The sequence below is a fragment of the Ancylobacter sonchi genome (genome assembly GCF_018390695.1).
GTDB classification, from domain to species: Bacteria; Pseudomonadota; Alphaproteobacteria; order Rhizobiales; family Xanthobacteraceae; genus Ancylobacter; species Ancylobacter sonchi.
Genome location: NZ_JAHBGF010000011.1, coordinates 74,742 through 100,417, shown reverse-complemented (window position 1 = coordinate 100,417; position 25,676 = coordinate 74,742). Strand labels below are relative to the sequence as shown.

Below are 25,676 nucleotides of genomic sequence, written 5' to 3'. Positions count from 1 at the left end.
AGGTGGCCAAGCGACCAGCGGCAAAGCAGAACCCGACAGGCACGGAACCGGCCAAGGCCGAGCCGACCATCCCGGCGGCGGATGCCGTTGCCGGCGATTCGGTGGCCGCGAAGGTGTCTGAACCCGCCGCGCCCGAAACCGCGCCCATCGAGGCGGTGACCGTGGAAGCCGAACCGGTGGAGACCGCCGAGGCGACGGCGGGTGCGACGCGCCGGCGGCCCATTACGCTCGATTTGCCGGCCAAGGACCTGACCCCGCCGCCGCCTCCGCCTCCGCGTCCGGAGACCCCGGCCGCCGCCGGCGGCGAGCCGGGAGCTGGTGTCGCGGCCGCCGGGAACAGCCGCAAGCGCCAGTCGCTCGGCCTCGTCGGCGCGTCCATCCTGGCGCTGGCCTCCGGCCTGCTGGGCGGCGCCGTCGCCTTCGCGCTGGTCTCGACCTTCTACAGCGCCGAACAGAACATCGACGCCCTCACCGAGCTTGAGGCGCGGGCGCTCGACCTGCGCCAGCGCGTCGAGCGGCTGGAGGCGCGGGCCGACCAGCCGGCATCGGCATCCGGCGCAGCGCCCGTGGTGAGCGTGCCGGCCGAATTGACCGCGCGCCTCGATGCGCTGGAAGGCGGCCTCACCGCCGCCGACGCCAAGATCGCCGCCGCCGACGGGCGCATCTCGGCGCTGGCCGAGGCGCCGGCCGCGCCGGCGGCCCCCGCCGCCTCGCCGGAAGCGCTGGCGCAGGCGGAGGCCCGTCTCGCGACGCTGGAGGGCCGGGTCGGCGAGGTCGCCGCCCAGCGCCAGAGCGAGGATGCACGTGTGTCGGCGCTGGAAGGTCGCATGGGCGAGGTCGCGGCACAGCGCCAGGCCGGCACCGAGGCGGCGCGCGCCGCCGCCGGGCTGGCGACGCTCGGGGCGTTGCAGGCGGCGATGGCCGGCGGCGTGCCCTACCAGAACGAATTGCAGGCGAGCCGTGCGCTGATCGGCGACAAGGCGGCCGGGCTGGCAGCGCTGGAAGCCTCGGCCACCACCGGGCTGCCGTCCGGGCCGGTGCTGGCCGGACGGCTGAAGGCGGCGCTGGCCGAGGCGCCGGCGGCCGGGGCGGCGACCCCGGCTCCCGCCGATGCCGGCATCGTCGACAAGCTGTGGAACAGCGCTTCCTCGCTGGTGAGCGTGCGCCGCAGCAGCGGTGCCGACGAGGCGTCGAGCGAGCCGGCGATCAACGCGGCGGATGCCGCGCTGCTGCGCGGCGACGTCGCCGAGGCGCTGACCATCCTCGGCGGCCTGCCGGAGGCCTCGAAGCAGAAGCTCGCCGCCGTGATCGGCGCCATCGAGGCACGGCAGGCGGCGCTCGCCACCGTCGCCGGGGTGAAGAGACAGCTGATCGCCGACATCGCCGGGAGGACGCCGTGATACGCCTCGTCATCTATCTCCTCGTCCTCGGCGCCGTCGCCTTCGGCATCGCCTGGCTGGCCGACCGGCCGGGCGCGGTGGCCATCGACTGGCAGGGCTGGCACATCGAGACCAGCGTACTGGTGGCCGCGAGCGGGCTGCTGGTGCTGCTCGCCGCGACTATCCTCCTGTGGACGCTTATCCGGGTGATCCTGCGCTCGCCGGAGATGCTGGCGTTTTCCTGGCGCAGCCGGCGACGCAATCGCGGCTTCGCGGCGGTGACGCGCGGGCTGGTCGCGGTGGGTTCCGGCGACGCCGTCGGGGCGCGGCGGGCGGCGAACGACGCCGCGCGCTTCCTCGGCCGCGAGCCGCTGGCGCAGCTGCTGGCGGCGCAGGCGGCACAGCTTTCCGGCGATTCCGCCGGTGCCGAGGCGACGTTCCGCACCATGACCGAGGCGTCGGCGACGCGGCTGCTCGGCCTGCGCGGCCTGCACATGGAAGCGCGGCGGCGCGGCGACGCGGCGACGGCGCTGGTCACCGCCGAGGAGGCGGCGCGCCATGAGCCGGGCCTCGCCTGGGCGGCGGACGCGGTAATCGAGGCGCGCTGCGTGAAGGGCGATTTCGCCGGCGCGCTGGCCATGCTGGAGCGCGAGGCCTCGCATGGCGGGCTCGACCGGGCGGCGCATCGACGGCGGCGGGCGGTGCTGCTTGCCGCGCAGGCGCAGGCGCTGGAACTGTCGGATCCGAACATGGCGCGCGAGAAGGCGGTGGAGGCGACGCGGCTCGCCCCGACGCTGGTGCCGGCCGCCGAGGTGGCCGGCCGGCTGCTCGGCCTCGCCGGCGACACGCGCAAGGCGGCCAAGGTGCTGGAGACCGCCTATGCGGCGACGCCGCATCCCGGCCTTGCCGACGCCTATCTGCATCTTCGCCCCGGCGACGCCGCGCGCGAGCGGCTGAAGCGGGTGCGCACGCTGACGTCCCGCATGCCCGAGCATCCGGAAAGTGCGATGACGCTGGCCCGCGCCGCCATCGACGCGCAGGAATTCCCGGTGGCGCGCACCGCGCTCGCCCCGCTGACCGCCGCGCCAACGCAGCGCGCCTGCCTCTTGATGGCGGAGCTGGAGGCGGCGGAGGCCGGCGATGTCGGCAAGGCGCGCGAATGGACGGCACGGGCGGTGCGGGCGCAGCGCGACCCGGCCTGGGTGGCCGACGGCGTCGTCTCCGAGCACTGGGCGCCGATCTCGCCGGTGACCGGCAAGCTCGACGCCTTCGAATGGAAGGTGCCGCCGGGCGTGGCGGCGACGCCGCTGCTGGAGGACGAGGCCGAGCGGGCACGGGCGGCGATCGCCACCGCTCTCGAGAACCGGGCCCGCGAGGCGGCAGTGCCGGCGCCGGCCGCGCCGGTGATCGACGCCGCGCCGGTGCCGAAGGCGGAGACGAGCGTCGAACCGCCGCCGGTGGCCGAGACGCCGGCGCCGAAGCCGCAGCTGGTGCGCTCCGCGCCGGCGAGCGTGATCGCCGAGCCATATCTGCCGGACGATCCGGGGCCGGAGCCCTATGCGGACGAGGAACCCGGCCGCAAACGCCCGACTTTCGGGGTGTAGGCTGCGGGCCTGGGCCACGGGGGTGTGAACATGCAAAAGGCCGGGCTCAACGCCCGGCCTTTTGTCGTTCCGCGCAGGCCAGGCTGGTGGCCCGAACTGTCGTATCGTGGCTTGAGAACAAGCTCCCGCTGGGCAGCCGACCGCTCGTCACGCGGCCGGCAGGCACGAGATGGGCCGGAGTACATCCGTCCTGACCCGTCTCCATCCGGTGGGCGCCGACGAAGCGCCCGGGCACCATGTGCTTTCGCACCTGTGCCGTTACCGGAAGTCCTTTGCTGGGCGGGAGAACCCGACAGGGTGAGGCCGCCGACGATCGAAGCCGCCGCGCGCATGGCGCGACGCCCCTCTCCAGCGAGAACCCGCATGAAAGCGGGGACCGCCGCGACCGTCACCCTGTCGGGAAACCGCCCCTGCCAGACGGCCGGCCGCTCGTCATGCGGCCGGCGGGCACGATATGGGTCGGAGTACATCCGTCCTAACCCACATCCATCCGGCGCGGTGCTGACGAAGCACCTTCGAACCGAACGTCCCGTTCTGGCTGGGATGAAGCCTATATGGGGGGCGATTTGCGTTCCGCAAGGGGCGTCGCGTTGCGTGCCGCAAGCGGGGCATCGTGACAGGCCCCCGCGTCGCCGGGGCGGGCGGCCGACACGCAAAAGGCCGGCGCGCGGCGCCGGCCCTGTTGTTACCGTTCACCCCCGATGGGCGGCGTCAGTGCACCGACTGGCCGGCGCGCCGCACCGGGCGGCCGGACGGCGCGGCCTGGGCGCGGCCGCTACGGGCCGACTTGCGGCTCTCGCGCTCGCTGAACAGCTCGGCGAGCTTGTCGGTCATGGCGCCGCCAAGCTCTTCGGCGTCGACAATGGTGACGGCGCGCTTGTAGTAGCGCGTCACGTCATGGCCGATGCCGATGGCGATCAGCTCGACCGGCGACTTGTCCTCGATCTGCTGGATGACCCAGCGCAGATGCCGCTCGAGGTAGTTGCCGGGGTTCACCGACAGGGTGGAATCGTCCACCGGCGCGCCATCGGAGATCATCATCAGGATGCGGCGCGATTCATTGCGCGCCAGCAGGCGGTTATGCGCCCAGTCGAGCGCCTCGCCGTCGATGTTCTCCTTGAGCAGGCCCTCGCGCATCATCAAGCCGAGATTGCGGCGGGCGCGGCGCCACGGCGCGTCGGCCGACTTGTAGATGATGTGGCGCAGGTCGTTCAGCCGGCCGGGCGCTGCCGGCTTGCCGGCGCTGAGCCAGTTCTCGCGCGCCTGCCCGCCCTTCCACGCCTTGGTGGTGAAGCCGAGGATCTCCACCTTCACGCCGCAGCGCTCCAGCGTACGGGCGAGAATATCCGCGCAGGCGGCGGCGACCGTGATCGGGCGCCCGCGCATGGAGCCGGAATTGTCCAGCAGCAGCGTGACCACGGTGTCGCGGAAGTCGGTGTCGCGCTCGCGCTTGAAGGAGAGCGGCTGCATCGGGTCGATGACCACGCGGTGCAGGCGGGCCGGATCGAGCATGCCCTCTTCGAGATCGAACTCCCAGCCGCGGTTCTGCTGCGCCATCAGCTTGCGCTGCAGCCGGTTGGCGAGGCGGGCGACCACGCCCTGGAGATGGGTGAGCTGCTTGTCGAGATAGGCGCGCAGGCGCGCCAGCTCCTCGGGGTCGCACAACTCGTCGGCGCTCACCGTCTCGTCGAAGCGTGGGGTGAAGGAGTGGTACTCCGGCGGCCTCGCCTCGGCGGGCACGACGTTCTGCGGCTTCCACGGCTCGGAGGATTCGTCGGCCTCGCCGAGTTCGGCGTCGTCGGACAGCTCGGACTGCGGCTGGTCCTGCTGGTCCTCGCTGTCCTCCGGGTTCTGGTCGGAGGACAGGTCGGTGTCGACCTCGGTGGTGCCTTCGCTGTTCTCGTCCTGCTCGGCATCCGAGCCCTTGCCGCTGTCGTCCTCGCGCTGGTCGTCGGCGTCGGTGGAGGGATCGTTGTTCTCGTCGAACGGCGCGACGTCCTCGCCCATGCCGAGCGAGGAGAGCAGGTCGCGCATCGCCTCGGCGAAGCGGCCCTGGTCGCCGGCCTGCTCGACCATCTCGTCGAGCGCGGTGCCGGCGCGCTCCTCGATGAAGCCGCGCCACAGATTGACCATTTCGCGCGCCGCCGCCGGCGGAGCCATGCCGGTCATGCGCTCACGCAGCATCAGCGCCACCGCGTCTTCCAGCGGAGCGTCGGCGCGGTCGGCGAGCTGGGTGAAATTGGCCTTGGAGTAGCGGTCCTCCAGCATGGCGGAGAGGTTGAGCGCCACGCCGTCCATGCGCAGCGCACCGAGCGATTCGCAGCGCGCCTGCTCGGCGGCGTCGAAGGCGGCGCGGGCCTGCTGGCCGACCGGGGTGTGGCGCTTATGGACCTTGGGATCGTGGCAGGCGAGGCGCAGCGCCATGGAATCGGCGTGGCCGCGCATGATCGCGGTGTCCTGCTTGGTCATGCGCCGCGCCGGCTCCTGCAGCCGGATCCGCCCTTCGGCGAAGCCCGGCCTCTCGGTGCCGAAGGTCACTTCGAGGTCCCGGTCGCCGGCGATCGCGCGCAGGCAGCCCGTCACCGCACGCTTGAGCGGCTCGGTGGGAGCCTCCTTGGGCGGGGTGCGCGTGGAGCGGTTCGTCGGGTTCGAGGTGCTCATGGCGATGGCCTTGTCGAGAGGAAGCCCCGGCAGCCGGAGCTCTGATCCTCTCCCCGCCGGGGAGAGGTGGCCGCGAAGCGGATCGGCGAGGGGGACGGCTTGCGGGGCGAGGAAGTTCCCGCCCGCTGCCGCTCCTCGCCCAGGCTCTCCCCATCGGGATCGAACGTGTCCGATCTCGATCCTTCCGGATGCCGAACCCGGCACTAGCCGGTTTCGGTACGGGGAGAGGGAGGCACGGGCGCCCCGGTGCTCATCTCGACGGGAGACGAGCCGGCGCCCGGACGCTCACGACAGGACGACGTTCACCGCCGATTCCGGCAGTTCCTTGCCGAAGCAGCGCTGGTAGAACTCGGCGACCAGCGCCCGCTCCAGCTCGTCGCACTTGTTGAGGAAGGTCACGCGGAAGGCGAAGCCGAGCTCCTTGAAGATCTCGGCGTTCTCCGCCCAGGTGATCACGGTGCGCGGGCTCATCACCGTCGACAGGTCGCCATTGATGAAGGCCTGGCGGGTGAGGTCGGCGAGGCGGACCATGCGCGAGACGGTGTCGCGGCCTTCCGGCGTCTGGAAGTGCTTGGCCTTGGAGGCGACGATGTCGACTTCCTTGTCATGCGCCAGATAGTTCAGCGTGGTGACGATCGACCAGCGGTCCATCTGCGCCTGGTTGATCTGCTGCGTGCCGTGATAGAGGCCGGTGGTGTCGCCGAGACCGATGGTGTTGGCGGTGGCGAACAGCCGGAAGGCGCCGTGCGGGCGGATGACGCGGTTCTGGTCGAGCAGCGTCAGGCGGCCGGCGCTCTCCAGCACGCGCTGGATGACGAACATGACGTCCGGGCGGCCGGCGTCGTACTCGTCGAACACCAGCGCGACGTTGTTCTGGTAGGCCCAGGGCAGGATGCCGTCGCGGAACTCGGTGACCTGAAGCCCGTCCTTCACCACGATGGCGTCCTTGCCGATCAGGTCGATACGGCTGATGTGGCTGTCGAGGTTGACGCGGATGCACGGCCAGTTGAGGCGCGCCGCCACCTGCTCGATGTGGCTCGACTTGCCGGTGCCGTGATAGCCGGTGACCATCACGCGGCGGTTATGCGCGAAGCCGGCGAGGATGGCGAGGGTGGTCGGGCGGTCGAACAGGTAGTCCGGGTCGATGTCCGGCACGTATTCGTCCGGCTCGGCATAGGCCGGCACTTCGAGATCGACGTCGAGGCCGAACACCTGACGCACCGAAACCTTCATGTCGGGCAGCGCCGGAGCTGCGTTAAGCGAGGCGGTCATTCTTCCTCCGTTGCCGCGTCGAACCGCGGGCTGGTCTAGCCAAGGCCGGGTTCTAGCAGAAGCCGGTACTCTTGAGGTGGTTATAAGCCTGGATGACGTCGCGCAGGCGGTCTTCCGTCGACACGTCGCCGCCATTGGCGTCCGGGTGGTATTTCTTCACGAGCACCTTGAAGCGGGCCTTGATCTCTTCCGTGGTGGCGCCGAGCTCGAGGCCGAGGCTCTCGAAGGCGCGCCGCTCGGCGTTGCGGATCATGCGGCTCTCGCGCGCCGGCTCGGGATCGGGACGATGGGCGCCGCCCATGTCGCCGAACATGCCGAACGGATCGGCGAAATTCTCCGGCTGGTGGTCGCTCGCGGCACTGCGGCGGCCCTTCTCGCCACCGTTCTGGCCCATCTTCCAAGTCGGGCGATGGCCGGTGAGCGCGTCCTTCTGATAAGCCGCGACGTCGGAATCCGGCATGCCCGCGAAATAATTATACGACTGGTTGTACTCGCGAACGTGGTCGAAGCAGTAGCGCCAGAACTGACCCTCATGGTGGCGCCCCTTGGGCGCGCGGTGAGTCGCGGCATTGCAGCACCCCGCCCATTCGCAGACGGGGCCTTCCACCTTAAGGCGGCGATCACGGTCCGGCTTGACGCGGATGCGATCGAATATCGGGGAGTCGAGCTTCATGATCGGGCGATTATGCTGATGCGGGGCTAGGTATACAAGAAACCAAACGGACGTCACCGTCCGGTGTGGCGATATTGACGCGGGACTGTCCGGCAGATAGCGCAATCCTCATGAGCACAGATCCTCTCTCCGGCGACGCGGTCGCCGCCCGGCTCGCCCGCGTGCGCGCGGCGCTCGCCGAATTGTCGCCCAGCGTCCTCGAGCTGATCGACGAGAGCCATCGCCACGAAGGCCATGGCGGGCACCGGCCGGGCCAGCTCACCCATCTTCGCATTGTCGTCGTCTCCGCGGCCTTTGCCGGGCAGGGTCGGCTTGCCCGGCACCGCATGGTCAACGGCCTGCTTGCCGCGGAACTGACCGGCGGGCTGCACGCGCTGGCGATCGAGGCCAAGGCTCCGGGGGAATAAGCTCCGGGGGAATAGGCACCGGGGAAATACGCTCCGGGGAAGCGGCGCCGGGCGAGAAGGTCCGGCGCGGGCGGCCCTACGGGCCGGTACGCCGCTATATGGTGGAGCGGCACGGTTTTTCCATGGCGGCTCTCGAAACCGACAGGCCCAGGATCACACCTGCACCCGCCGCATCCGCGCCGCCGGCAGCGGCGGCAGGCGCGCGGCGTCGAGCGGCACCACCCGGACCAGCGTGATGCGATTCCGCTGCTTGCGCATGATCTGGAAGCGGAAGCCGTGGAAAATGAAGGCCTGCCCCGGTTCGGGGATGATGCGGGCCTCGTGGATGACCAGGCCGGCCAGCGTGGTGGCCTCCTCGTCGGGCAGCGTCCAGCCCATGGCGCGGTTGAGGTCGCGGATCGGTACCGAGCCCTCGACATTGACCGAGCCGTCCGGGTGGCGGCGGGCGCCGGTGAAGGCGACGTCGTGCTCATCGGCGATGTCGCCGACGATTTCCTCGAGGATGTCCTCCAGCGTGACGAGGCCCATCACCTCGCCATACTCGTCGACGACCAGCGCGAAATGCTGCTTGCGGCGGCGGAAGGCCTTGAGCTGGTCGGCCAGCGTGGTGACGTCCGGCACGAACCACGGCTCGGCGGCGATCTTCTCGATGTTGAGCTGCGACACGTCCCCGCCGAGCGCCTGCAATTCGCGCAGCAGGTTCTTCACATGCAGCACGCCGACGATGTTGTCCGGCTTGTCCCGCCAGAGCGGGATGCGGGTGAAGGGCGAGGCGAGCACCTCGCGCACCAGCGTTTCCGGCGGCTCGTCGAGGTCGAGGCTCATGATCTTGGTGCGGTGGATCATGATGTCGGAGACCTCGAGCTCGTTGAGGTCGAGCAGTCCGCCGAGCATGTCGTGTTCGTCCTTCACCACGCTGCCCTCGCGATGCAGGAGGTCGACGGCGCCGCGCAGTTCCTCGGCGCCGGTGAGCACGCTTCGCGTCTTGCCGACTTCCAGCCCGAGGATGCGCAGCAGCCGGCGCACCACCGTCTCGATGGCGAGGGTGAGCGGGCCGAACAGGCCGATGGCGAGGCGGATCGGCCGGACGACGGCGAGCGCCACCCGGTCGGGATGGTTGATGGCGATGGTCTTGGGCAGCACCTCGGTGAAGACGACGATCATCGCCGTCATGCCGAGGGTGGCGTAGGCGATGCCGGCGGCGCCGAACCAGTGGAACAGGATGCCGGTGGCGAGCGAGGAAGCGGCGATGTTGACGAGGTTGTTGCCGAGCAGGATGCCGCCGATGAGGCGCTCGCGATAGGCCATCAGCCGGTTGACCAGCGCGGCGCGGGCGTCGCCGTTCTTCTCCAGCGCGTGCATGCGCGCCTTGGAGGCGGCGGTGAGCGCCGTCTCGCTGCCGGAGAAGAAGAAGGACAGCATCAGGCAGACGAAAACCGCGCCGAGCGCGAGCCAGTCGCCGGTGATCAACGGGTCCTCCTCGGGTTGCGGCGCGGCAACATAGAGCGGATTCGCGCGCCGGGCGACGCCGGTCAGGGGCGTCGGCCAGCGGCGGCGATCATGTCTCCAGGGCAGCGTTCCGGACGGCGCCGCTAGGCGGTGCGCTCCGCCTCCAGGAAGGCGCGGACTGCCGCCGGCTCGACGTCGCGGGCGATGAAGCTCTTGCCGATGCCACGGGCGAGGATGAAGGTCAGCGCGCCGCGCGAGACCTTCTTGTCCTGGCCGATCAGGGTCATCAGCCCGTCGGTATCGGGCAGCTCGCCGGGAATGTCGCGGATGCGGGTCGGCAGGCCGACGGCGTGCAAATGCGCCTCGACGCGGCGAACCTCCTCCGGCGCGCACAGGCCCTGCAGCGCCGAGAAGCGGAAGGCCTGGGCCATGCCGACCGCCACCGCCTCGCCATGCAGCAGGCGCTGCGAGAAGCCGGCGCCGGCTTCCAGCGCATGGCCGAAGGTGTGGCCGAGATTGAGCAAAGCGCGGTCGCCGGTCTCGAACTCGTCGCGGGCGACCACGGCGGCCTTGGAGGCGCAGCTGGTGGCGATCGCCTCGGCGCGGGCGGCGCCGCCGGCGAACACGTCCTGCCACTTGCGCTCCAGCCACTCGAAGAACGGCGCGTTGTCGATGAGGCCGTATTTGGCGACCTCGGCATAGCCGGAGCGGAATTCGCGCAGCGGCAGGGTGTTGAGCACGCCGGTATCGGCGAGCACCAGGATCGGCTGATGGAAGGCGCCGACGAGGTTCTTGCCGTGGCGCGAATTGATGCCGGTCTTGCCGCCGACCGAGGAATCGACCTGGGCGAGCAGGCTGGTCGGCACCTGCACGAAGTCGACGCCGCGGCGCAGCGCCGCCGCCGCGAAACCGGCGAGATCGCCGACCACGCCGCCGCCGAGCGCCAGGACGAGGTCGCGCCGCTCGATGCGGGCGGCGATCAGGGCGTCGACCACCTCCTCGAAGGTGGCGAAGTTCTTCGACTTCTCGCCCGGCGTCACGATGACGGTCGAGGGGAGGAGGCCGGCGGCCTTCAGGCTGGCTTCGAGCTCGGCGAGGTGGCGCTCGGCGACATTGGCGTCGGTGACGATGCCGACCCGGGCGCCGGGCCGCAGCGCGGCGATGCGGGCGCCCGCCTCGGCGATGAGGCCGGCACCGATGACGATGTCATAGCTGCGCGCGCCGAGGCCGACGGTGAGGCGGGTGGTGTCGGGGCGATCGAGGACGGCGGCGGTCACGTCTGTTCTCCCATGGGGCTGTCGACGCCCAGATGCTGCATCAGCGCGTCGATTACCGTCTCGACCATCACTTCCTGCGGGACGTCGTGCGAGACCACGGTGACATGCGCGCCGGCATAGACCGGATAGCGCTGTTCCATGAGCCCGGCCAGAGTTCCTTCGGGATCGGCGGTCCTGAGCAGCGGCCGGTCGTCGCGGCGGCGCACCCGGCGCATCAGCACGTCGAAATCCGCCTTCAGCCAGACGGCGACGCCGTGGCGGTCGACCATCTCGCGGGTGTCGGCGTTCATCCACGCGCCGCCGCCGGTGGCGAGCACCATCGGCCCGGCCTCCAGCAGCCGGGCGATGACGCGCTTCTCGCCATCGCGGAAGGCCGGCTCGCCGTGATGGGCGAAGATTTCCGGTATGGTCATGCCGGCGGCCTGCTCGATCTCGACGTCGGCGTCGGAGAAGGGCAGGCCGAGGCGCTTGGCGAGGCGCTTGCCGACCGAGGACTTGCCGGCGCCCATCATGCCGACGAGCACGATCGAACGCGCGCCGAGATGCGCGCGCAGCGTGTCCGCCTTGATGTCGTCGGGGGTGGTGGTCATTCCGTTTTCCTCAGCCGCGCGACCTAGCATCCGGCACAGGGCGATGCAATCACGCGGCGCAGCGTGAGGTCGGGCTCGACGCCGCGAGGGCTTGCGCGGCGGGCTTTCGTCCGGCGGCGGAAACGCACTAGCATGACCGACGATTCGCCGTTCCGATTCGCTCGCCTGACCGGAGGCGCGACCGCCTATGCCGAGCCTGATCCGTCTTCTCGTGGTGCTCGCCGTGATCGGCGGCGTCGCCTATGGGATCATGTGGTCGCTCGCCAATCTCGTCGAGCCGCAGAAGCGCGAGATGAGCGTGCCGGTGCCGCAGGAGCGTTTCGCCAAATAGGCGGCCGCATGTTGCCAGATGGGTATGCCGATGGGCCGTCCGGTCGCGCTTTTCCTCGACATGCTCGCCGCCGAACGCGGCGCCAGCGCCAACACGCTCGCCGCCTACCAGCGCGATCTCGACGACTATGCCGAATTCCTCGGCGGGCAGGACAAGGCGGCGGCCTGCGCCACGCCGGATATTCGCGCCTATCTCGCCGAGCTGACCCGGCGCGGGCTGAAGGGCGCCACCGTGGCGCGGCGGCTCTCCGCGCTCAGGCAGTTCCACCGCTTCCTCTATGTCGAGGGCTATCGCGGCGACGATCCCGCCGCGGTGCTGGAAGGCCCCAAGCGCGGCCGGCCATTGCCCAAGGTGCTGAGCCTCGCCGAGGTGACGCGGCTGATCGACACCGCCCATGAGCGGGCGCAGGCGCCGGCCGCTACACCGGCGGAAGGTGCGCGGCGAGCGCGGGTCGCCTGCTTCGTCGAGCTGCTCTACGCCACCGGGCTGCGTGTCTCCGAGCTGGCGGCGCTGCCGGCGGCGGCGGCGCGGGCCAAGGGCGACGCCATCATCGTGCGCGGCAAGGGCAACAAGGAGCGGCTGGTGCCGCTCGGCGAGCCCGCGCGGGTCGCCATGGCGGCCTATCGCACCGCGCTCGCCGCCGCGCGGGCGACACGCGAGAAGGCTGCACGCGAGAAGGCTGCCGGGGACAAGGGCGCTGGGAAGCTCGAGGCCGGGGCCAAGGAGGAGGGGCGCTGGCTGTTTCCGTCTTCCGCCGCCAGCGGTCACGTCACCCGCCAGCAGGTGGCGCTCGATTTGAAGGATCTGGCGGCGGCGGCCGGCATCGACGCCGCAAAGCTCTCGCCGCACGTGTTGCGCCACGCCTTCGCCAGCCATCTGCTCGCCCATGGCGCCGAGCTGCGGATGGTGCAGACCCTGCTCGGCCATTCCGACATCTCGACCACGCAGATCTACACCCATGTGCTCGACGAGCGGCTGAAGAGCCTGGTGCGCGACCTGCACCCGCTCGCCGACGAGGACACCGAGTAACGCCACCGGAGCGCGAACGCCCCCTTCGGCGGGGCGGAATGACGCGGAAAAGCCGGGATGGAGGGCTTTGCGTGCCCGCACACGCGGCCTTGCCTTGACGTCGCCACCCTCTCGGGGCAGCTTCCGCGCGCAATTGCGGGCCGTCCGACCGGGCGGTTCTCCTTCCTCACAGCCGGACTTGCCGAACAGCGATGCGCAGTTACCTCGATTTTGAAAAGCCCGTGGCCGAGCTCGAGGCCAAGCTGGAGGAATTGCGCGCCATGTCCGCGCAGGGCGACGCGGTCGCCATCGGCGACGACATCGCGCGGCTGGAGACCAAGGCCAACGAGGCGCTGACCCAGCTCTACGCCAACCTGTCGCCCTGGCAGAAGACCTCGGTGGCGCGGCATCCGCTGCGCCCGCATTTCCTCGACTATGCCGGGCATCTGTTCGAGGAGTTCACCCCGCTGGCCGGCGACCGGCTGTTCGGCGAGGACGAGGCGATCATCGGCGGGCCGGCGCGCTTCCGCGGCCGGGCGGTGATGCTGATGGGCCACGAGAAGGGCTCCACCACCGAGACCCGCATCAAGCACAATTTCGGCATGGCGCGCCCGGAAGGCTACCGCAAGGCGGTGCGCCTGATGGAGATGGCCGACCGCTTCCAGCTGCCGCTGATCTCGCTGGTCGACACCGCCGGCGCCTTTCCCGGCCTCGATGCCGAGGAGCGCGGCCAGGCCGAGGCGATCGCCCGTTCCACCGATGCCTGCCTGGCGCTCGGCGTGCCCAGCGTGGCGGTGATCATCGGCGAGGGCGGCTCGGGCGGCGCCATCGCCATCGCCACCACCAACAAGGTGTTGATGCTGGAGCACGCCATCTACAGCGTGATCTCGCCGGAGGGCGCCGCCTCGATCCTGTGGCGCGACACCGCCAAGGCGCAGGACGCGGCGACCAACATGAAGATCACCGCCCAGGACCTGCAGAAATTCCACATCGTCGACAGCATCATCCCCGAGCCGGCCGGCGGCGCGCATCGCGCGCCCGCCAAGGCGATGAATGCGGCGGGCGATGCCATCGAATCAGCGCTGCACGAGCTCGACGGCCTGGAGCCGGCGGCGCTGCGCAAGGCGCGGCGCGAGAAGTTCCTTGCCATCGGCCGCAGCCTCTAGCGATGGCGGCGTCCGGCGGGCCGAGGGGTGGGCCGACGGGGCCCGACTCTTGCGGTAACGGTCTGGCAAGGATAACCCTCTAGGCTGTCGCGTCTTGGTGACCGGGAATGACGGACCGGGATTGACGGGGAGTTTCGCGTTGAGCCCATCGGCTTCTTCACGGCCCGCATTTTTTTCGGCGGGTGCGCGCTTCAGGGCGCTCCTGCTCGCGGGCGCGGCGGCGCTGGCTCTTGCCGGCTGCACCGGCGACGGCGGTCCCTCCGTCAACGCCAAGGCGATGAAGGCGCTGAGCCCGCAGACGCTCGCCCTCATCAGCGAGAAGGGCATGACGAAGGACAGCCCCATCGTCGTGCGCATCTTCAAGGAAGAATCCGAGCTCGAAGTGTGGAAGGAAACCACCTCGGGCGACTATGCGCTTTTGAAGACCTATCCGATCTGCCGCTGGTCCGGCGAGCTCGGCCCCAAGGTGAAGGAAGGCGACCGGCAGGCGCCGGAAGGCTTCTACACCATCACCCCGGGCCAGATGAACCCGAACTCCAGCTACTATCTGTCGTTCAATCTCGGCTTTCCCAACGCCTATGATCGCTCCTGGGGTCGCACCGGCGCGCATCTGATGGTGCACGGCGACTGCTCCTCGGCCGGCTGCTACGCCATGACGGACGAGCAGATCCAGGAGATCTTCGCGCTCGGCCGCGAGAGCTTCCAGGGCGGACAGCGCGCCTTCCAGGTGCAGGCCTATCCGTTCCACATGACGGCCGACAACCTCGCCCGCCACCGCAACAACCCGAACCTCGCCTTCTGGCGCATGCTTAAGGAAGGTAGTGACACCTTCGAGGTGACCAGGCAGCTGCCCAAGGTCGACGTCTGCGGCCGGCGCTACGTGTTCAACGCCACGCCGGCGGACCCGAACGCCCGCTTCGATCCCAATGCGCCGTGCCCGGAATTCACCCAGCCGGGCGGGCTCGGCGAGGCGATCGCCGCGCGCAAGGCCACCGATCAGCAGCGCATCGCCTCCGCCTCCATGCCTGCCGCGCCGGTGAAGACCGGCAAGGACGGCGGCATGAATCAGGTGTTCCTCGCCAAGCTGGCCAACCCGCAGGCCAAGGCGCCGGGTTCGCTGCCGCCGGTGGTGAAGCCGCCGGGCTCGGATTACGGCGTCGACACCAACGAGCCGGCGCCGGCCGAGAGCATCGCGCTCGCCACCGCCACCCAGGTCCCGACCGCCGCCGATGTTCCGCTGCCGCTGGCCCGTCCCGCCGATGCCCCGGCCGCCGTCGCGCCGCAGCTGGCCGCCGCCGCCGGCGAGACGTCGCTGTTCGGGCGTCCCGCTCCGGCGCCGACCGCGCAGGTAGCTTCGCTCGACCCGACCGTCGTGCCCGCGCCCGCCGCTCCGGCGAGCGGAGAGTCGTCCGGCGGGCTGCTCGCCAGCGTCAACCGGCTGCTTGGCCGCAGCGAGGTACCCGCCGAGCCGGTGGCGCCCGCTGCCGCGCCGTCGTCCTCGTCCTCCGGCTTTGCCGCCATCGGCAATTGGCTGACCGGCAAGAGCGCCGAGCCGGCCCCCGTGCCCGCCACACCCGCCGGCACACCCACCGCCGCCCCGGCCGACGTGCCGGTGCCGCCCGCGCGCCCCCCGGCGCCGCGCGCCGCCGCTCCGGCCGCCGCGTCGCAGACCCATGCGAACCGGACGGTTCCGCCGGCTGCGCCGAATGCCTTGGTGAGTACGCCGGCTCCGCTCGCTGCCGTTGCGCCGGCGCAGGGCACGGTGTCGTCCGGCAGCCCGCTTCCGGGGGCGTCGATCCTGTCGACCGGGACTTTCTCCTCGTCCTCGGCGATCCAGTAGCGATCTTTCGATAACCAACAGGAAAAAAGGCGCCGCCGAAACCGGCCGGGCGCCTTTTTTCTTGTTGGTGGCTGCAAGCGAGGCGGTGCTGAAAATCCTCCGCCCGCGCGATGTGGCGGGGAAGCTGCCGGTCTCCGTATCCAGCCTCCTTTCGCCGTTCAGCGAGCGGCGGCGACGGGATGGGGGAGGGGCCGTCGCCTGATGAGCCGATCCATCCGGCCGGAAGGGCTTGGGACCAGTGCCGGGTAGGGCGTCCGCTCTCAGGCGATGGCGCAGCTGTGGATCGCGACCACCTGCCAGCCCGGCGTGCCGCGTCGCCACACGCGGCTGAACCGCAGCGCCGCCGCGAAGGGCACGCCGCCGGCGACGCCCTCGGCGTCGACGCGCAGCACCGTGTGGGCCGTATGGGCGTCGAGGAAGCGGATGCTGAGCTCGGAAAAGTCGGTCCGGCTCAGCTTGAGCGCGCCGGAGCGGTGCAGATCGAGGTCGTCCTGCTTGTCCAGCACGTGGCCGGCGAAGTTCACGAACACGAGGTCGTCGGCCAGCAGGGCGTCGAGCGCGGCGACATCACCGGCGAGCGCCGCGCGGCGGAGATGTTCCTCCGCCGCTGCGATCTCCTCGACGGCCGCCGCCTCGCTCATGCAAAGCGGCCGTGGCAGTGCTTGTACTTCAGCCCCGAACCGCAGGGGCAGGTCTCGTTGCGGCCAACCCGGCCCCAGCTCGCCGGATCGCTGGGGTCGCGCGCCGGCTCCGCCGGGGCGAGGGTCGCCGCGTCGAAGCTCTCGCCGGCCAGCTGGGCGAACTCGTCCTCACCGGTTGCGGCGTCGATGTGGTGCGCGCTCATCATCGGCGGCTCTTCCGGCGGCTGCTGGGTCATGATCTCCACCCGCATCAGCTGGGCGGTGACCGCCTCGCGCAGGTTGGACAGCATCGCCTCGAACAGCTGGAAGGCCTCGGACTTGTACTCGTTGAGCGGGTCGCGCTGGGCATAGCCGCGCAGGCCGATCACCTGACGCAGATGGTCGAGGGTGACGAGATGCTCGCGCCAGAGATGGTCGAGCGTCTGCAAGAGGATCGACTTCTCGACATAGCGCATGATCTCGGGGCCGTATTTGGCCGCCTTCGCCGCCATCGCCTCGTCGGCGCGCTGCTGGATGCGGTGGCGCAGCTCCTCGTCGGCGATGCCTTCCTCATGGCCCCAGTCGACCACCGGCAAATCGAGGCCGAGCACGTTGCCCAGCTGCTCCTGCAGGCCGGCCGTGTCCCATTGCTCGGGATAGGCGGTGGGTGGCACGTATTTGGTGACGATGTCCTCGATGACGCCGTGGCGCATCTCGACCACGGTCTCGGCGACGTCCTCGTCCTGCATCAGCTCGACGCGCTGCTCGAACACCACCTTGCGCTGGTCGTTCATCACGTCGTCGTATTTCAGCAGGTTCTTGCGGATGTCGTAGTTGCGCGCCTCGACCTTCTGCTGCGCCTTCTCCAGCGCCCGGTTGATCCAGGGATGGACGATGGCCTCGCCCTCCTTGAGGCCGAGCTTCTGCAGCATGCCGTCGAGCCGGTCTGACCCGAAGATGCGCATCAGGTCGTCTTCCAGCGACAGGAAGAAATGCGAGTGGCCGGGGTCGCCCTGGCGGCCGGAGCGGCCGCGCAGCTGGTTGTCGATGCGCCGGCTCTCGTGGCGCTCGGTGCCGATGACGTACAGGCCGCCGGCTTCCAGCGCCTTCTTCTTCAGCCGGGCGATCTCGTCGCGGATGGACTGCTCGGCGGCGCCGCGCTGCTCGCCTTCCGGCAGGTCGGCGAGTTCGTGGGAGATGCGCATCTCCGCATTGCCGCCGAGCTGGATGTCGGTGCCGCGGCCGGCCATGTTGGTGGCGATGGTGATGGCGCCGGGCACGCCGGCCTGGGCGACGATGTAGGATTCCTGCTGGTGGTGGCGGGCGTTCAGCACCGCGAACACCTTGTCGTCGGCCTTGCCCTGGTCGCCGTCATAGAGCGGGCGGAAGGCGTCCGGGTCGCTGAAGTCCTTCTGCTTGAAGCCGCGCTGCTTGAGCAGCTCGGCCAAAAGCTCGGACTTCTCGATCGAGGTGGTGCCGACCAGCACCGGCTGGCCGCGCGTCTTGCAGTCGGCGATCAGCTCGATGATGGCGTTGTATTTCTCGGTCGCGGTCCGGTAGACCTCGTCGTCGTCGTCGACGCGCTTGACCGGCAGGTTGGTCGGGATCTCGACGACCTCGAGATTGTAGATGTCCTGGAATTCCGCCGCTTCGGTGTTCGCCGTGCCGGTCATGCCAGCCAGCTTCTCGTACATGCGGAAATAGTTCTGGAAGGTGATGGAGGCCAGCGTCTGATTTTCCGGCTGGACCTGCACGCGCTCCTTGGCTTCCAACGCCTGGTGGAGGCCTTCCGAATAGCGGCGGCCCGGCATCATGCGGCCGGTGAACTCGTCGATGATGACCACCTCGTCATTGCGGACGATGTAGTCCTTGTCGCGCTGGAACAGCGTGTGGGCGCGCAGGGCCTGGTTGACGTGGTGCACGACCGAGACGTTCTCGACGTCGTAGAGATTGTCGCCCTTGAGCAGGCCGGCGTCGCGCAGGAGGGTCTCGATCTTCTCCATGCCCTCTTCGGTCATGGCCACCGAGCGCTGCTTCTCGTCGACCGTGTAGTCCTCCTTCGACAGCTTGGGGATATAGGTGTCGATGGTGTTGTAGAAGTCCGAACGGTCGTCGAGCGGGCCGGAGATGATCAGCGGCGTGCGCGCCTCGTCGACCAGGATCGAATCGACCTCGTCGACCACGGCGTAATAATGCGGGCGCTGGACCATCTGCGCGAGGTCGTACTTCATGTTGTCGCGCAGATAGTCGAAGCCGAGCTCGTTATTGGTGGCGTAGGTGACGTCGCAGGCATAGGCCTCGCGGCGCTCATTGTCGTCCATGCCGTGGACGATGATGCCGGTGGTCAGCCCGAGGAAGCCGTAGACGCGGCTCATCCACTCGGCGTCGCGGCGGGCGAGGTAGTCGTTGACGGTGACGACGTGGACGCCCTTGCCGGCCAGCGCGTTGAGATAGACCGGGGCAGTGGCGACCAGCGTCTTGCCCTCGCCGGTGCGCATCTCGGCGATGCCGCGCTCGTGCAGCACCATGCCGCCGATGAGCTGGACGTCGAAATGCCGCTGGCCGAGGGCGCGCCGGGCCGCCTCGCGCGCGGTGGCGAAAGCCGGGACGAGCAGATCGTCGAGGCTGGCGCCATTGGCCAATTGCTCCCGGAATTGCACGGTGCGGGCGCGCAATTCCTCGTCGGTCAGCTTCAGCAGCTCCGGTTCGAGCGCGTTGATGGCGGCGACTTTCGGCTGGTAGCCGCGCACGCGGCGGTCATTGGCCGATCCGAAGAGCTTTCGCGCGAGAGCGCCGAACATGAGGCTTCCAATCCGTTCCCGCCAAGTCGGAGAACGGAGCGCGGCGGTGACGGGCCGCCGGCCCCGTGTAATGCAGGCTCCCGCCGGCCGGGAGCATCTGCCGGTTCACCGAAACCCCTTTTACGGCCGAAATGGGTCTTTCGAGCGAGGCCGGCGCGCATCGCGAATGGTCGTCAGCGTCACAAAGACGCGAGCGACCGAAAGGCTTCGCGGTGCGTGCCACACTTATGAACGGGTTTGGGGGTTGTCAATCGCAGGCGCGAGGCCCTTTTTCATGCCGGTTCGGCGAAGGGGGGCGCTTGCAACCGACCCCGTTCCGGGCCAGCTTTCGCCCGCCCGTATCGCGGACAACCGCAAACCTGCGAGGAACGCTTTCCATGACCCCCACCCGTCCGCACGCCGCCAAGGCGCCGATCCGCGCGCGCGCCCTGATGGGCGCCGGTGCGCTCGCCCTGATCCTCGGCGCCGCGCTCCTGCTGCCGGGCGCCCCTGCGCAGGCGCAGACCGCGCCCGCGGCCCCGGCTCAAGCGGCCCCGGCGACGCCCGCGCAGCCCGACGACACCGTGCTCGCCACCGTCAACGGCACGCCGATCACCCGCGCCGACGTCAACGCTGCGGCCGCCGAGCTCGGCCCGAACCTGCCGCCGCAGATCCAGGGCCCGGCCCGCGACGAATATGTGCTGGGCTTCCTGATCGACCTCACCGCCATGGCGCAGGCCGCCGAGGCGCAGAAGCTCGACCAGACCGCGGACTTCAAGCGCCAGCTCGATTTCATCAAGAAGCGGGTGCTGATGCAGGCGGCGCTGGAGCAGGCGGCGAAGGCCGCGGTGACCGATGCGGCGCTGAAGCAGACCTATGAAGAGGCGCTGAAGCAGCAGAAGCCGGAAGAGGAGGTGCATGCGCGCCACATCCTGTTCCGCGCCGACCCGAACGACAAGGCGGCTTCCGAGGCAGCCGAGAAGAAGGCCAAGGACGTCGAGGCCCGGTTGAAGAAGGGCGAGGACTTCGCCAAGCTCGCCAGCGAGCTGACCGAGGATCCCTCGGGCAAGCAGGACGGCGGCGATCTCGGCTTCTTCACCAAGGACCAGATGGTGCCGGAATTCGCCGAGAAGGCCTTCACCATGAAGCCCGGCGAGATTTCCGATCCGGTGAAGACCCAGTTCGGCTGGCACGTCATCAAGGTGGAGGAGAAGCGCCAGAAGCCGCTGCCGACCTTCGACGAGGTGAAGCCGCAGATCGAGCAGTATCTGGTGCAGAAGGCGCAGGCCGACGCGGTGCAGAAGACCCGCGACGCCGCCAAGGTGGAGAAGACCGCCGCGGCGCCCAAGCCTGCCGATCTCGTCAACCCGCCGGCCGATGCGCCCAAGCCGGCGCAGTGACGAACTGGCGGCGGGGTCGCTGGCCCTGCCGCTGTTCGGGAACCGTTGAGGAAGAGGCCGTCCGGCGTCCGCCGGGCGGCCTTTTTCGTCGGGGCGGCGCCGGGCAGGCGAACTCAGCGGCGGCGCATGCCGTGGACGATCTGGCGCACGGCGACGGTGATCGCCTCGACATCGTCCTCGACGCGGTCGGTCAGCAGCCGCGCCCAGACATAGCCGCCGACGATGTCGACGGTCGTGTCGAGATCGACCGCCGGGTCGAGTTCGCCGCGCCGGTGGGCGCGTTCGAGCACCTGTGCGACATGGTGCCGCCGCTCGGCGAGGAAGTCGCGTAGCGCGGCGAGCGCCGCCGGATCGGACTGCGCCTCGGCGATGATGGAGCGGAAGGCGCCGCCGGCCGGGGTTTCCCGCCAGAATCGCGAGATGGTGCGGATCATCGCGGTGAGGTCGCCTTCCAGCGTGCCGCTGGCATCCTCGGCGAGTTCGAGCTTCTGCCGGGCGTAGACGTCGAGCAGCAGTGCCGCCTTGCTGCTCCACCAGCGATAGATGGTCGGCTTGCCGGCGCCGGCGCGCTTGGCCACCCGCTCGATGGAAAAGCCGGCATAGCCGCGCTCGGCGAGCAGGGCCTCGGCGGCGTCGAGAATGGCTTCGGACGCCGCCTTGCTGCGGCGCGGCCCGGCGGAGACGCGTGACGGGATGTCCGGTGGCGGCTCGCTCCCGGCCGCCGCTGCGGCCTTGGCCGACGTGTCCGGCGGGCTCCCGGCGGCCGGGGAGTGGTCGGCCTTGCGGGCACGCTTCTTGGCGGCGGAGGCGTCCTTCATCGGCCAATGATCTCGCGGGAAGCTGGCATGACGGGGTGTGGCGGAGGAGTGTAGAGGGGGAATGGGTCGTTGACAAAACGAAACGGATCGTTTTAATAAACGAAACGTTCCGTTTTGCCATAGTGCTGCGATGTCCACCTCTCCGAACTTCTCCCGCTCGCGCTTCACCCTCGCGGTGACGCTGGCCACCTATCCGCTGATGACCGCCCTGCTTTATGCCGTGATCGCCTTCACGCCCGAATGGCCGATCTGGCTGCGCACCATGCTGGTGGAGCCGATCATTGCCACCGCCATGGTCTGGGTGCTGGTTCCCTCCATTCGCGGCCTGCTGCGCGTCTGGCTGCACCCCTGAGCCGCGCCGGCGGCTGCCACGTGTCGCCGCCTTCCCACGGTCGTGGTCCCTTCGAACGTCTTGCGGATGTCGTGCGCATCGGGCACATCGGTTCGGTCTTCCTTCCCGCCCGAGATGTCCCCATGGCCCACGCTGCTCCCGTCTCCCCGCTCGCGCCCAAGACCACGCCGGATGTCGGCTCCATCGAGGGCGTGCGCTTTGCCACCGCCGCGGCGGGCATCCGCTACAAGGGGCGCACCGACGTGCTGTTGCTGGCGCTTGACGCCGGCACCACGGTGGCGGGGGTGTTCACCAAGTCCAAGTGCCCGTCGGCGCCGGTGGAATGGTGCCGGGCCAACCTGCCCGGCGGCCTCGCCCGCGGGCTGGTGGTGAATTCCGGCAATGCCAACGCTTTCACCGGCAGCAAGGGCCGCGACTCCACCGCGCTGACCGCGAAGATCGCGGCCAAGGCGCTGGGCTGCGCGGAGAGCGAGATCTTCCTCGCCTCCACCGGCGTGATCGGCGAGCCGCTCGACGCGACGAAATATGAAGGCGTGCTCGACGAGACGGCGACCCGTCTCGCGCCGCTGCCGTGGATCGACCCGGCGCGGGCGATCATGACCACCGATACCTTCCCCAAGCTCGCCACCGCCACCGCCCGCATCGACGGGGTGGAGGTGACCATCGCCGGCATCGCCAAGGGCGCCGGCATGATCGCGCCGGACATGGCCACCATGCTGTCCTTCGTGTTCACCGACGCGCCGATCGAGGCAGAGGCGCTGCAGGCGCTGCTGTCGCGCGGGGTGACAGACAGCTTCAACGCCGTGACCATCGACGGCGACACCTCCACCTCCGACACGCTGATGCTGTTCGCCACCGGCGCGGCGGAAAAGCGCGGCGCCCCGCGCATCGCCGAGGGCTCCGACCGGCGGCTGGCCTCGTTCCGCAAGGCGCTGACCGCCGTGCTGGCCGACCTCGCCGAGCAGGTAGCCCGCGACGGCGAGGGCGCGCGCAAACTCGTCAAGATCGAGGTGACCGGCGCCACGTCCAAGCGCTCGGCGCGGCGCATCGCCATGTCGATCGCCAATTCGCCGCTGGTGAAGACGGCGGTGGCCGGCGAGGACGCCAATTGGGGCCGCATCGTCATGGCGGTCGGCAAGGCCGGCGAGCCGGCCGAGCGCGACCGGTTGTCGATCTCGTTCGGCGGCATCCGCGTCGCCCATGAAGGGGCGCGCGACCCGTCCTATGACGAGGCGCAGGTCTCGGCCTATATGAAGAACGACGTCATCGACATTCAGGTCGATATCGGCCTCGGCAACTCGTCCGACCGAGTGATGACCTGCGATCTCACCAAGGAATATGTCGCCATCAACGGCGACTACCGCTCCTGAGGCCGGCAGCATGAAGCTCGTTCTCGTCGCTGCCTGCGCGCTCATCGATGCCGACGGGCGCGTGCTGCTCGCCCAGCGGCCGGAGGGCAAGCAGCTTGCTGGCCTGTGGGAGTTTCCCGGTGGCAAGGTCGAGCCCGGCGAGCGGCCGGAGGATTGCCTGATCCGCGAGCTCGCCGAGGAACTCGGCATCGTGGTGAAGGAGCCGTGCCTGGCGCCGCTTACCTTCGCCAGCCACACCTATGAGACGTTCCAGCTGCTGATGCCCTTGTGGATCTGCCGGCGCTGGGAAGGCCAGGCGCATGGCCGCGAGGGCCAGAAGCTCGCCTGGGTGCGGGCCGGACGGCTGCGCGACTATCCGATGCCGCCGGCCGACGAGCCGCTGATCCCGGTGCTGCTCGACCTGCTCGGGCCGGGACGGGATTAGGAACGGCGCGCCAGACGGGCGCCGTCCTGTCGCCGCAGATGGACGATCTGGGCGGTCAGGCCGACGACGAGCAGGGCGAGCAGCGTGGCCTGCGAGCCGACGAGTAGCGGTGCATGCAGGTCCGTCACCAGGGGATGGCCGTCCGGCACCCGGCGCAGCACTTCGGTGACGGTGGGCAGCATGAGCAGGAAGGTGCTGAGGCTCAGGCAGACGGTCTCGACATAGCGCGCGGATCGCCCGAGGCCGGGAAGGCGCCCGACACCGTAGCCGGTGAGCAGGAACAGCAGCGTCACCACGCCGATGCCATAGCCGACCGGCTCATGCGCGACGAGGAACACGGTGACGGCGCCGATCGCCATCGACACGAAATAAACGATGCCGAGGGCCGATCGTGGCACGATCCGGCCGTAGCGCGCGAACATATAGATGGCCGCCGGGATAGCCGGCAGGCTGCCGAGCGTGTGGATCCAGCCGAGCGGGGAAATGCCGAACATGGTGCGTCCTTTCGGATGAAGGCTACCAACTAATTGGTAGGTAGTCGGGGCATGACTATTGGTTGCCCTGCCGTGGATTCAGCGCGGGGCTTCGAGCCGCTCCAGCAGGGGGTGGACGATGACGCCGAACATGCCGGCATCGCCATAGGCGCGGGCGGAGAGCATGGCGCCGTGGACCGTGGCGAGAACGGTCTCGGCCTCGGCCCGGGCGGTGCCGGTCAGCCTCAGCCGGCCCTGCTCGGCGCCTCGTTCGAGAACCGAGGTCAGCCAATCCGAGAGCGAGCGGAAATGGGCGCGTACTTCCAGCACGACATCCTGGGGAAGGGCCGGAATTTCGCTCGCCAGCAGGGCGCAGACACAGAACGGCGCGCTCGCGTCAGTGATGCAGGCTTGCCAATAGCCGGTATAGGCCCGCAGCAGGCCGGCGGGATCGGAGATCTTATGTTCCAGCGCAGCGGTCGCGGCCTCGGCCTCCTGCCGATAGCGCGCCACCAGCGTGCGGACCAGATCCGACTTGCCGGGAAAGTGGTGGTGGATGCTGGCCTTGGTGATGCCGACCACCTTGGCGATGTCGGCATAGCTGAAGCCGTTATAGCCACCGGCGATGACGAGCTCGCGGGCGCAGCGCAGAATGTCGTCGGAGGTGGTCGGCGAGCGGGACATACGTTTTTCTACCTTCTAGTAGGTAGATTGTCAACGACCCTGACGGTGGAGCGGTGACGCCTGTCGATCCATGCCGCGACGGAGGCGTCGCTCCGGGTCGAGGCCCCCGGAAGGCGAGGCGGTCAGGAGTTGTCGTGCGGCAGCTTGTGCTCGGCGGCCTTGAGCGCGTCGGCGAGGCGGGTCTTGGCGGAGCCGGGGCGCAGCGGCTGCTGCTGGCTTTCATGCGGCGCCCAGCCGGAGATCCAGGCGATCTCGAAGGTCGCCCGCAGCCGCCCGTCCGGATCGGCGAAACGCTCGGCATAGATCTCGAACAGGCGAGTGAGCGTCGCACGGCGGAGCGGCGCCCGGCGGCGGTCGCTGAGCGGATTGGCGGCGCCCATGCGGCGCAGATCGTTCATCAGCGCCAGCGGATGGGCGTAGCGCACCACTACGCGGTCGACATCGGTGACCGGCAAGGCGAGGCCGGCGCGCTGGATGAGGCCACCAAGGTCGCGCAGATCGGCGAAGGGGGCGACGCGGGGAGAGATGCCGCCGGTGGTGTCGCTTTCGGCGATGGCGAAAGCCTCGCGCAGCTCGGCAAGCGTACCGGCACCGAACAGGCAGGCGAGCAGCAGCCCGTCCGGCTTCAGGGCGCGGCGGATCTGGGCGAGCACGCCGGGCAGGTCGTTGACCGTTTGCAGCGCCAGCGCGGAGACCACCAGATCAAGCGAGGCGGCGCCGAAGGGGGGCATCTCGATGTCGGCAGCGGCATCGTTGTCTACGCGCTCGGGCGGGCCGAAGGCGAAGAGCCGACCGATGCTTGGCGCGGCGGCCAGCGCACGGGCGAGGGCGGCGGTGGGGGTGCCGAGATCGGCGGCGACCGCGAACTGGCGGTTCACCGCGCCGAGCCGGTCGGCAAGATCCTCGACGACGCGGTCGAGCAGGAAGGTTTCCGGGCCGAGCGTCAGCGCGCGTCGCCTCCGGGCGGCCAAGGCACGGGCATCGAAGATCTGGCGGGGACCGGAAGAGTCGGGACCGGGCATGGGAAGGCTCCTCGCCCCAGCCAATAGGCCGATGCGGGCGCCGGGTCAAAGCGGGGGACCGGAAAGTGCGCGCGGC

23 protein-coding genes are annotated in these 25,676 nt (G+C 69.8%); 11 read left to right on the top strand and 12 right to left on the bottom strand.

The genetic code is table 11. The annotated features are described in order from the left end of the window. Positions 1-2 precede the first annotated feature (2 nt). Together KHC28_RS03950 and KHC28_RS03945 are read left to right on the top strand one after the other, a co-directional pair. Entirely contained in the window at positions 3-1,400 is a 1,398-nt protein-coding gene (locus tag KHC28_RS03950; protein ID WP_214007031.1) for a hypothetical protein, read from the top strand. Continuing rightward, positions 1,397-2,983 (top strand): heme biosynthesis protein HemY, encoded by a 1,587-nt coding sequence (locus KHC28_RS03945; RefSeq protein WP_214007030.1) that lies wholly within the window; start codon positions 1,397-1,399, stop codon positions 2,981-2,983. Before KHC28_RS03950 ends, KHC28_RS03945 begins: the two co-directional genes overlap by 4 nt. Positions 2,984-3,694: 711 nt before the next feature. Here KHC28_RS03945 and cobT read toward each other — a convergent pair. The 3 genes from cobT to KHC28_RS03930 form a co-directional block, all read right to left on the bottom strand. Next, entirely contained in the window at positions 3,695-5,644 is a 1,950-nt protein-coding gene (gene cobT / locus KHC28_RS03940) for a cobaltochelatase subunit CobT (RefSeq protein ID WP_214007029.1), read from the bottom strand. 285 nt (positions 5,645-5,929) lie between these two features. Beyond that, entirely contained in the window at positions 5,930-6,916 is a 987-nt protein-coding gene (gene cobS, locus KHC28_RS03935; RefSeq protein WP_214007028.1) for a cobaltochelatase subunit CobS, read from the bottom strand. Positions 6,917-6,968: 52 nt separating this feature from the next. After that, positions 6,969-7,589 carry a J domain-containing protein gene (locus KHC28_RS03930; RefSeq protein ID WP_214007027.1) on the bottom strand — a complete coding sequence of 207 codons (621 nt, stop codon included), beginning with the start codon at positions 7,587-7,589 and terminating at the stop codon, positions 6,969-6,971. A 110-nt stretch (positions 7,590-7,699) separates the two neighbouring features. Between KHC28_RS03930 and KHC28_RS03925 the strand changes: the two genes are divergently transcribed. After that, positions 7,700-7,996 (top strand): BolA family protein, encoded by a 297-nt coding sequence (locus tag KHC28_RS03925; RefSeq protein ID WP_214007026.1) that lies wholly within the window; start codon positions 7,700-7,702, stop codon positions 7,994-7,996. 153 nt (positions 7,997-8,149) lie between these two features. On the opposite strand, the gene KHC28_RS03920 is transcribed toward KHC28_RS03925, so the two are convergent. The 3 genes from KHC28_RS03920 to KHC28_RS03910 form a co-directional block, all read right to left on the bottom strand. Beyond that, entirely contained in the window at positions 8,150-9,418 is a 1,269-nt protein-coding gene (locus tag KHC28_RS03920) for an HlyC/CorC family transporter (protein WP_214007270.1), read from the bottom strand. A gap of 170 nt (positions 9,419-9,588) precedes the next feature. Beyond that, the gene (gene aroB, locus KHC28_RS03915) at positions 9,589-10,722 is read right to left on the bottom strand and encodes a 3-dehydroquinate synthase (protein ID WP_214007025.1); all 1,134 of its coding nucleotides are present in this window, start codon (positions 10,720-10,722) and stop codon (positions 9,589-9,591) included. Next, on the bottom strand, positions 10,719-11,312 hold the full coding sequence (locus KHC28_RS03910; RefSeq protein ID WP_214007024.1) for a shikimate kinase: 594 nt from the start codon (positions 11,310-11,312) through the stop codon (positions 10,719-10,721). The genes aroB and KHC28_RS03910 overlap by 4 nt, the downstream gene beginning before the upstream one ends. 187 nt (positions 11,313-11,499) lie before the next feature. Between KHC28_RS03910 and KHC28_RS03905 the strand changes: the two genes are divergently transcribed. The 4 genes from KHC28_RS03905 (at position 11,500) to KHC28_RS03890 (ending at position 15,657) form a co-directional block, all read left to right on the top strand. Beyond that, positions 11,500-11,643, top strand: coding sequence for a hypothetical protein (locus tag KHC28_RS03905; RefSeq protein ID WP_214007023.1), 144 nt, complete (start codon positions 11,500-11,502; stop codon positions 11,641-11,643). Positions 11,644-11,667: 24 nt separating this feature from the next. Further along, the gene (locus KHC28_RS03900) at positions 11,668-12,672 is read left to right on the top strand and encodes a tyrosine recombinase (protein ID WP_376772602.1); all 1,005 of its coding nucleotides are present in this window, start codon (positions 11,668-11,670) and stop codon (positions 12,670-12,672) included. Between the two features lie 191 nt (positions 12,673-12,863). After that, the gene (locus tag KHC28_RS03895) at positions 12,864-13,817 is read left to right on the top strand and encodes an acetyl-CoA carboxylase carboxyltransferase subunit alpha (RefSeq protein WP_214007021.1); all 954 of its coding nucleotides are present in this window, start codon (positions 12,864-12,866) and stop codon (positions 13,815-13,817) included. 139 nt (positions 13,818-13,956) lie between these two features. Then, a complete protein-coding gene (locus KHC28_RS03890; protein ID WP_214007020.1) occupies positions 13,957-15,657 on the top strand; it encodes a L,D-transpeptidase family protein in 1,701 nt (566 codons plus the stop codon). A gap of 260 nt (positions 15,658-15,917) precedes the next feature. Here the strand turns inward: KHC28_RS03890 and KHC28_RS03885 are convergent, their stop codons facing one another. Together KHC28_RS03885 and secA are read right to left on the bottom strand one after the other, a co-directional pair. Beyond that, on the bottom strand, positions 15,918-16,298 hold the full coding sequence (locus tag KHC28_RS03885; RefSeq protein ID WP_214007019.1) for a nuclear transport factor 2 family protein: 381 nt from the start codon (positions 16,296-16,298) through the stop codon (positions 15,918-15,920). Then, positions 16,295-19,078, bottom strand: coding sequence for a preprotein translocase subunit SecA (gene secA, locus KHC28_RS03880; RefSeq protein ID WP_214007018.1), 2,784 nt, complete (start codon positions 19,076-19,078; stop codon positions 16,295-16,297). The genes KHC28_RS03885 and secA overlap by 4 nt, the downstream gene beginning before the upstream one ends. Before the next feature lie 377 nt (positions 19,079-19,455). On the opposite strand from secA, the gene KHC28_RS03875 reads away from it, so the two are divergent. Then, positions 19,456-20,457 (top strand): peptidylprolyl isomerase, encoded by a 1,002-nt coding sequence (locus KHC28_RS03875; protein ID WP_214007017.1) that lies wholly within the window; start codon positions 19,456-19,458, stop codon positions 20,455-20,457. 113 nt (positions 20,458-20,570) lie between these two features. Here KHC28_RS03875 and KHC28_RS03870 read toward each other — a convergent pair whose 3' ends face one another. Further along, positions 20,571-21,275, bottom strand: a complete 705-nt coding sequence (locus tag KHC28_RS03870) for a TetR/AcrR family transcriptional regulator (protein ID WP_214007016.1) — start codon at positions 21,273-21,275, stop codon at positions 20,571-20,573. A gap of 130 nt (positions 21,276-21,405) precedes the next feature. Between KHC28_RS03870 and KHC28_RS03865 the strand changes: the two genes are divergently transcribed. From KHC28_RS03865 to mutT, 3 genes are all read left to right on the top strand, one after another. Further along, the gene (locus KHC28_RS03865) at positions 21,406-21,627 is read left to right on the top strand and encodes a putative antibiotic biosynthesis monooxygenase (protein ID WP_214007015.1); all 222 of its coding nucleotides are present in this window, start codon (positions 21,406-21,408) and stop codon (positions 21,625-21,627) included. A gap of 122 nt (positions 21,628-21,749) precedes the next feature. After that, a complete protein-coding gene (argJ, locus tag KHC28_RS03860; protein WP_214007014.1) occupies positions 21,750-22,997 on the top strand; it encodes a bifunctional glutamate N-acetyltransferase/amino-acid acetyltransferase ArgJ in 1,248 nt (415 codons plus the stop codon). Between the two features lie 10 nt (positions 22,998-23,007). Further along, positions 23,008-23,421 (top strand): 8-oxo-dGTP diphosphatase MutT, encoded by a 414-nt coding sequence (mutT, locus tag KHC28_RS03855; protein ID WP_214007013.1) that lies wholly within the window; start codon positions 23,008-23,010, stop codon positions 23,419-23,421. Here mutT and KHC28_RS03850 read toward each other — a convergent pair. The 3 genes from KHC28_RS03850 to KHC28_RS03840 all read right to left on the bottom strand — a co-directional run bounded on the left by KHC28_RS03850 (position 23,418) and on the right by KHC28_RS03840 (position 25,600). Beyond that, on the bottom strand, positions 23,418-23,915 hold the full coding sequence (locus KHC28_RS03850; protein WP_214007012.1) for a hypothetical protein: 498 nt from the start codon (positions 23,913-23,915) through the stop codon (positions 23,418-23,420). The two genes, mutT and KHC28_RS03850, sit on opposite strands and share 4 nt — an antisense overlap. 78 nt (positions 23,916-23,993) lie before the next feature. Beyond that, a complete protein-coding gene (locus KHC28_RS03845) occupies positions 23,994-24,578 on the bottom strand; it encodes a TetR/AcrR family transcriptional regulator (protein WP_214007011.1) in 585 nt (194 codons plus the stop codon). A gap of 122 nt (positions 24,579-24,700) precedes the next feature. After that, positions 24,701-25,600: a methyltransferase domain-containing protein gene (locus KHC28_RS03840; protein WP_214007010.1), complete on the bottom strand. Its 900-nt coding sequence runs from the start codon at positions 25,598-25,600 to the stop codon at positions 24,701-24,703. Positions 25,601-25,676 lie beyond the last annotated feature (76 nt).

Bases quoted from the DNA above. Each gene is read 5' to 3' on its own strand.
- cobT (WP_214007029.1), bottom strand. From the start codon at position 5,644: ATGAGCACCTCGAACCCGACGAACCGCTCCACGCGCACCCCGCCCAAG.
- cobS (WP_214007028.1), bottom strand. From the start codon at position 6,916: ATGACCGCCTCGCTTAACGCAGCTCCGGCGCTGCCCGACATGAAGGTT.
- KHC28_RS03930 (WP_214007027.1), bottom strand. From the start codon at position 7,589: ATGAAGCTCGACTCCCCGATATTCGATCGCATCCGCGTCAAGCCGGAC.
- KHC28_RS03925 (WP_214007026.1), top strand. From the start codon at position 7,700: ATGAGCACAGATCCTCTCTCCGGCGACGCGGTCGCCGCCCGGCTCGCC.
- KHC28_RS03920 (WP_214007270.1), bottom strand. From the start codon at position 9,418: ATGCTGTCCTTCTTCTTCTCCGGCAGCGAGACGGCGCTCACCGCCGCC.
- KHC28_RS03910 (WP_214007024.1), bottom strand. From the start codon at position 11,312: ATGACCACCACCCCCGACGACATCAAGGCGGACACGCTGCGCGCGCAT.
- KHC28_RS03905 (WP_214007023.1), top strand. From the start codon at position 11,500: ATGCCGAGCCTGATCCGTCTTCTCGTGGTGCTCGCCGTGATCGGCGGC.
- KHC28_RS03900 (WP_376772602.1), top strand. From the start codon at position 11,668: ATGCCGATGGGCCGTCCGGTCGCGCTTTTCCTCGACATGCTCGCCGCC.
- KHC28_RS03895 (WP_214007021.1), top strand. From the start codon at position 12,864: ATGCGCAGTTACCTCGATTTTGAAAAGCCCGTGGCCGAGCTCGAGGCC.
- KHC28_RS03885 (WP_214007019.1), bottom strand. From the start codon at position 16,298: ATGAGCGAGGCGGCGGCCGTCGAGGAGATCGCAGCGGCGGAGGAACAT.
- secA (WP_214007018.1), bottom strand. From the start codon at position 19,078: ATGTTCGGCGCTCTCGCGCGAAAGCTCTTCGGATCGGCCAATGACCGC.
- KHC28_RS03875 (WP_214007017.1), top strand. From the start codon at position 19,456: ATGACCCCCACCCGTCCGCACGCCGCCAAGGCGCCGATCCGCGCGCGC.
- KHC28_RS03870 (WP_214007016.1), bottom strand. From the start codon at position 21,275: ATGAAGGACGCCTCCGCCGCCAAGAAGCGTGCCCGCAAGGCCGACCAC.
- KHC28_RS03865 (WP_214007015.1), top strand. From the start codon at position 21,406: ATGTCCACCTCTCCGAACTTCTCCCGCTCGCGCTTCACCCTCGCGGTG.
- argJ (WP_214007014.1), top strand. From the start codon at position 21,750: ATGGCCCACGCTGCTCCCGTCTCCCCGCTCGCGCCCAAGACCACGCCG.
- mutT (WP_214007013.1), top strand. From the start codon at position 23,008: ATGAAGCTCGTTCTCGTCGCTGCCTGCGCGCTCATCGATGCCGACGGG.
- KHC28_RS03850 (WP_214007012.1), bottom strand. From the start codon at position 23,915: ATGTTCGGCATTTCCCCGCTCGGCTGGATCCACACGCTCGGCAGCCTG.
- KHC28_RS03845 (WP_214007011.1), bottom strand. From the start codon at position 24,578: ATGTCCCGCTCGCCGACCACCTCCGACGACATTCTGCGCTGCGCCCGC.
- KHC28_RS03840 (WP_214007010.1), bottom strand. From the start codon at position 25,600: ATGCCCGGTCCCGACTCTTCCGGTCCCCGCCAGATCTTCGATGCCCGT.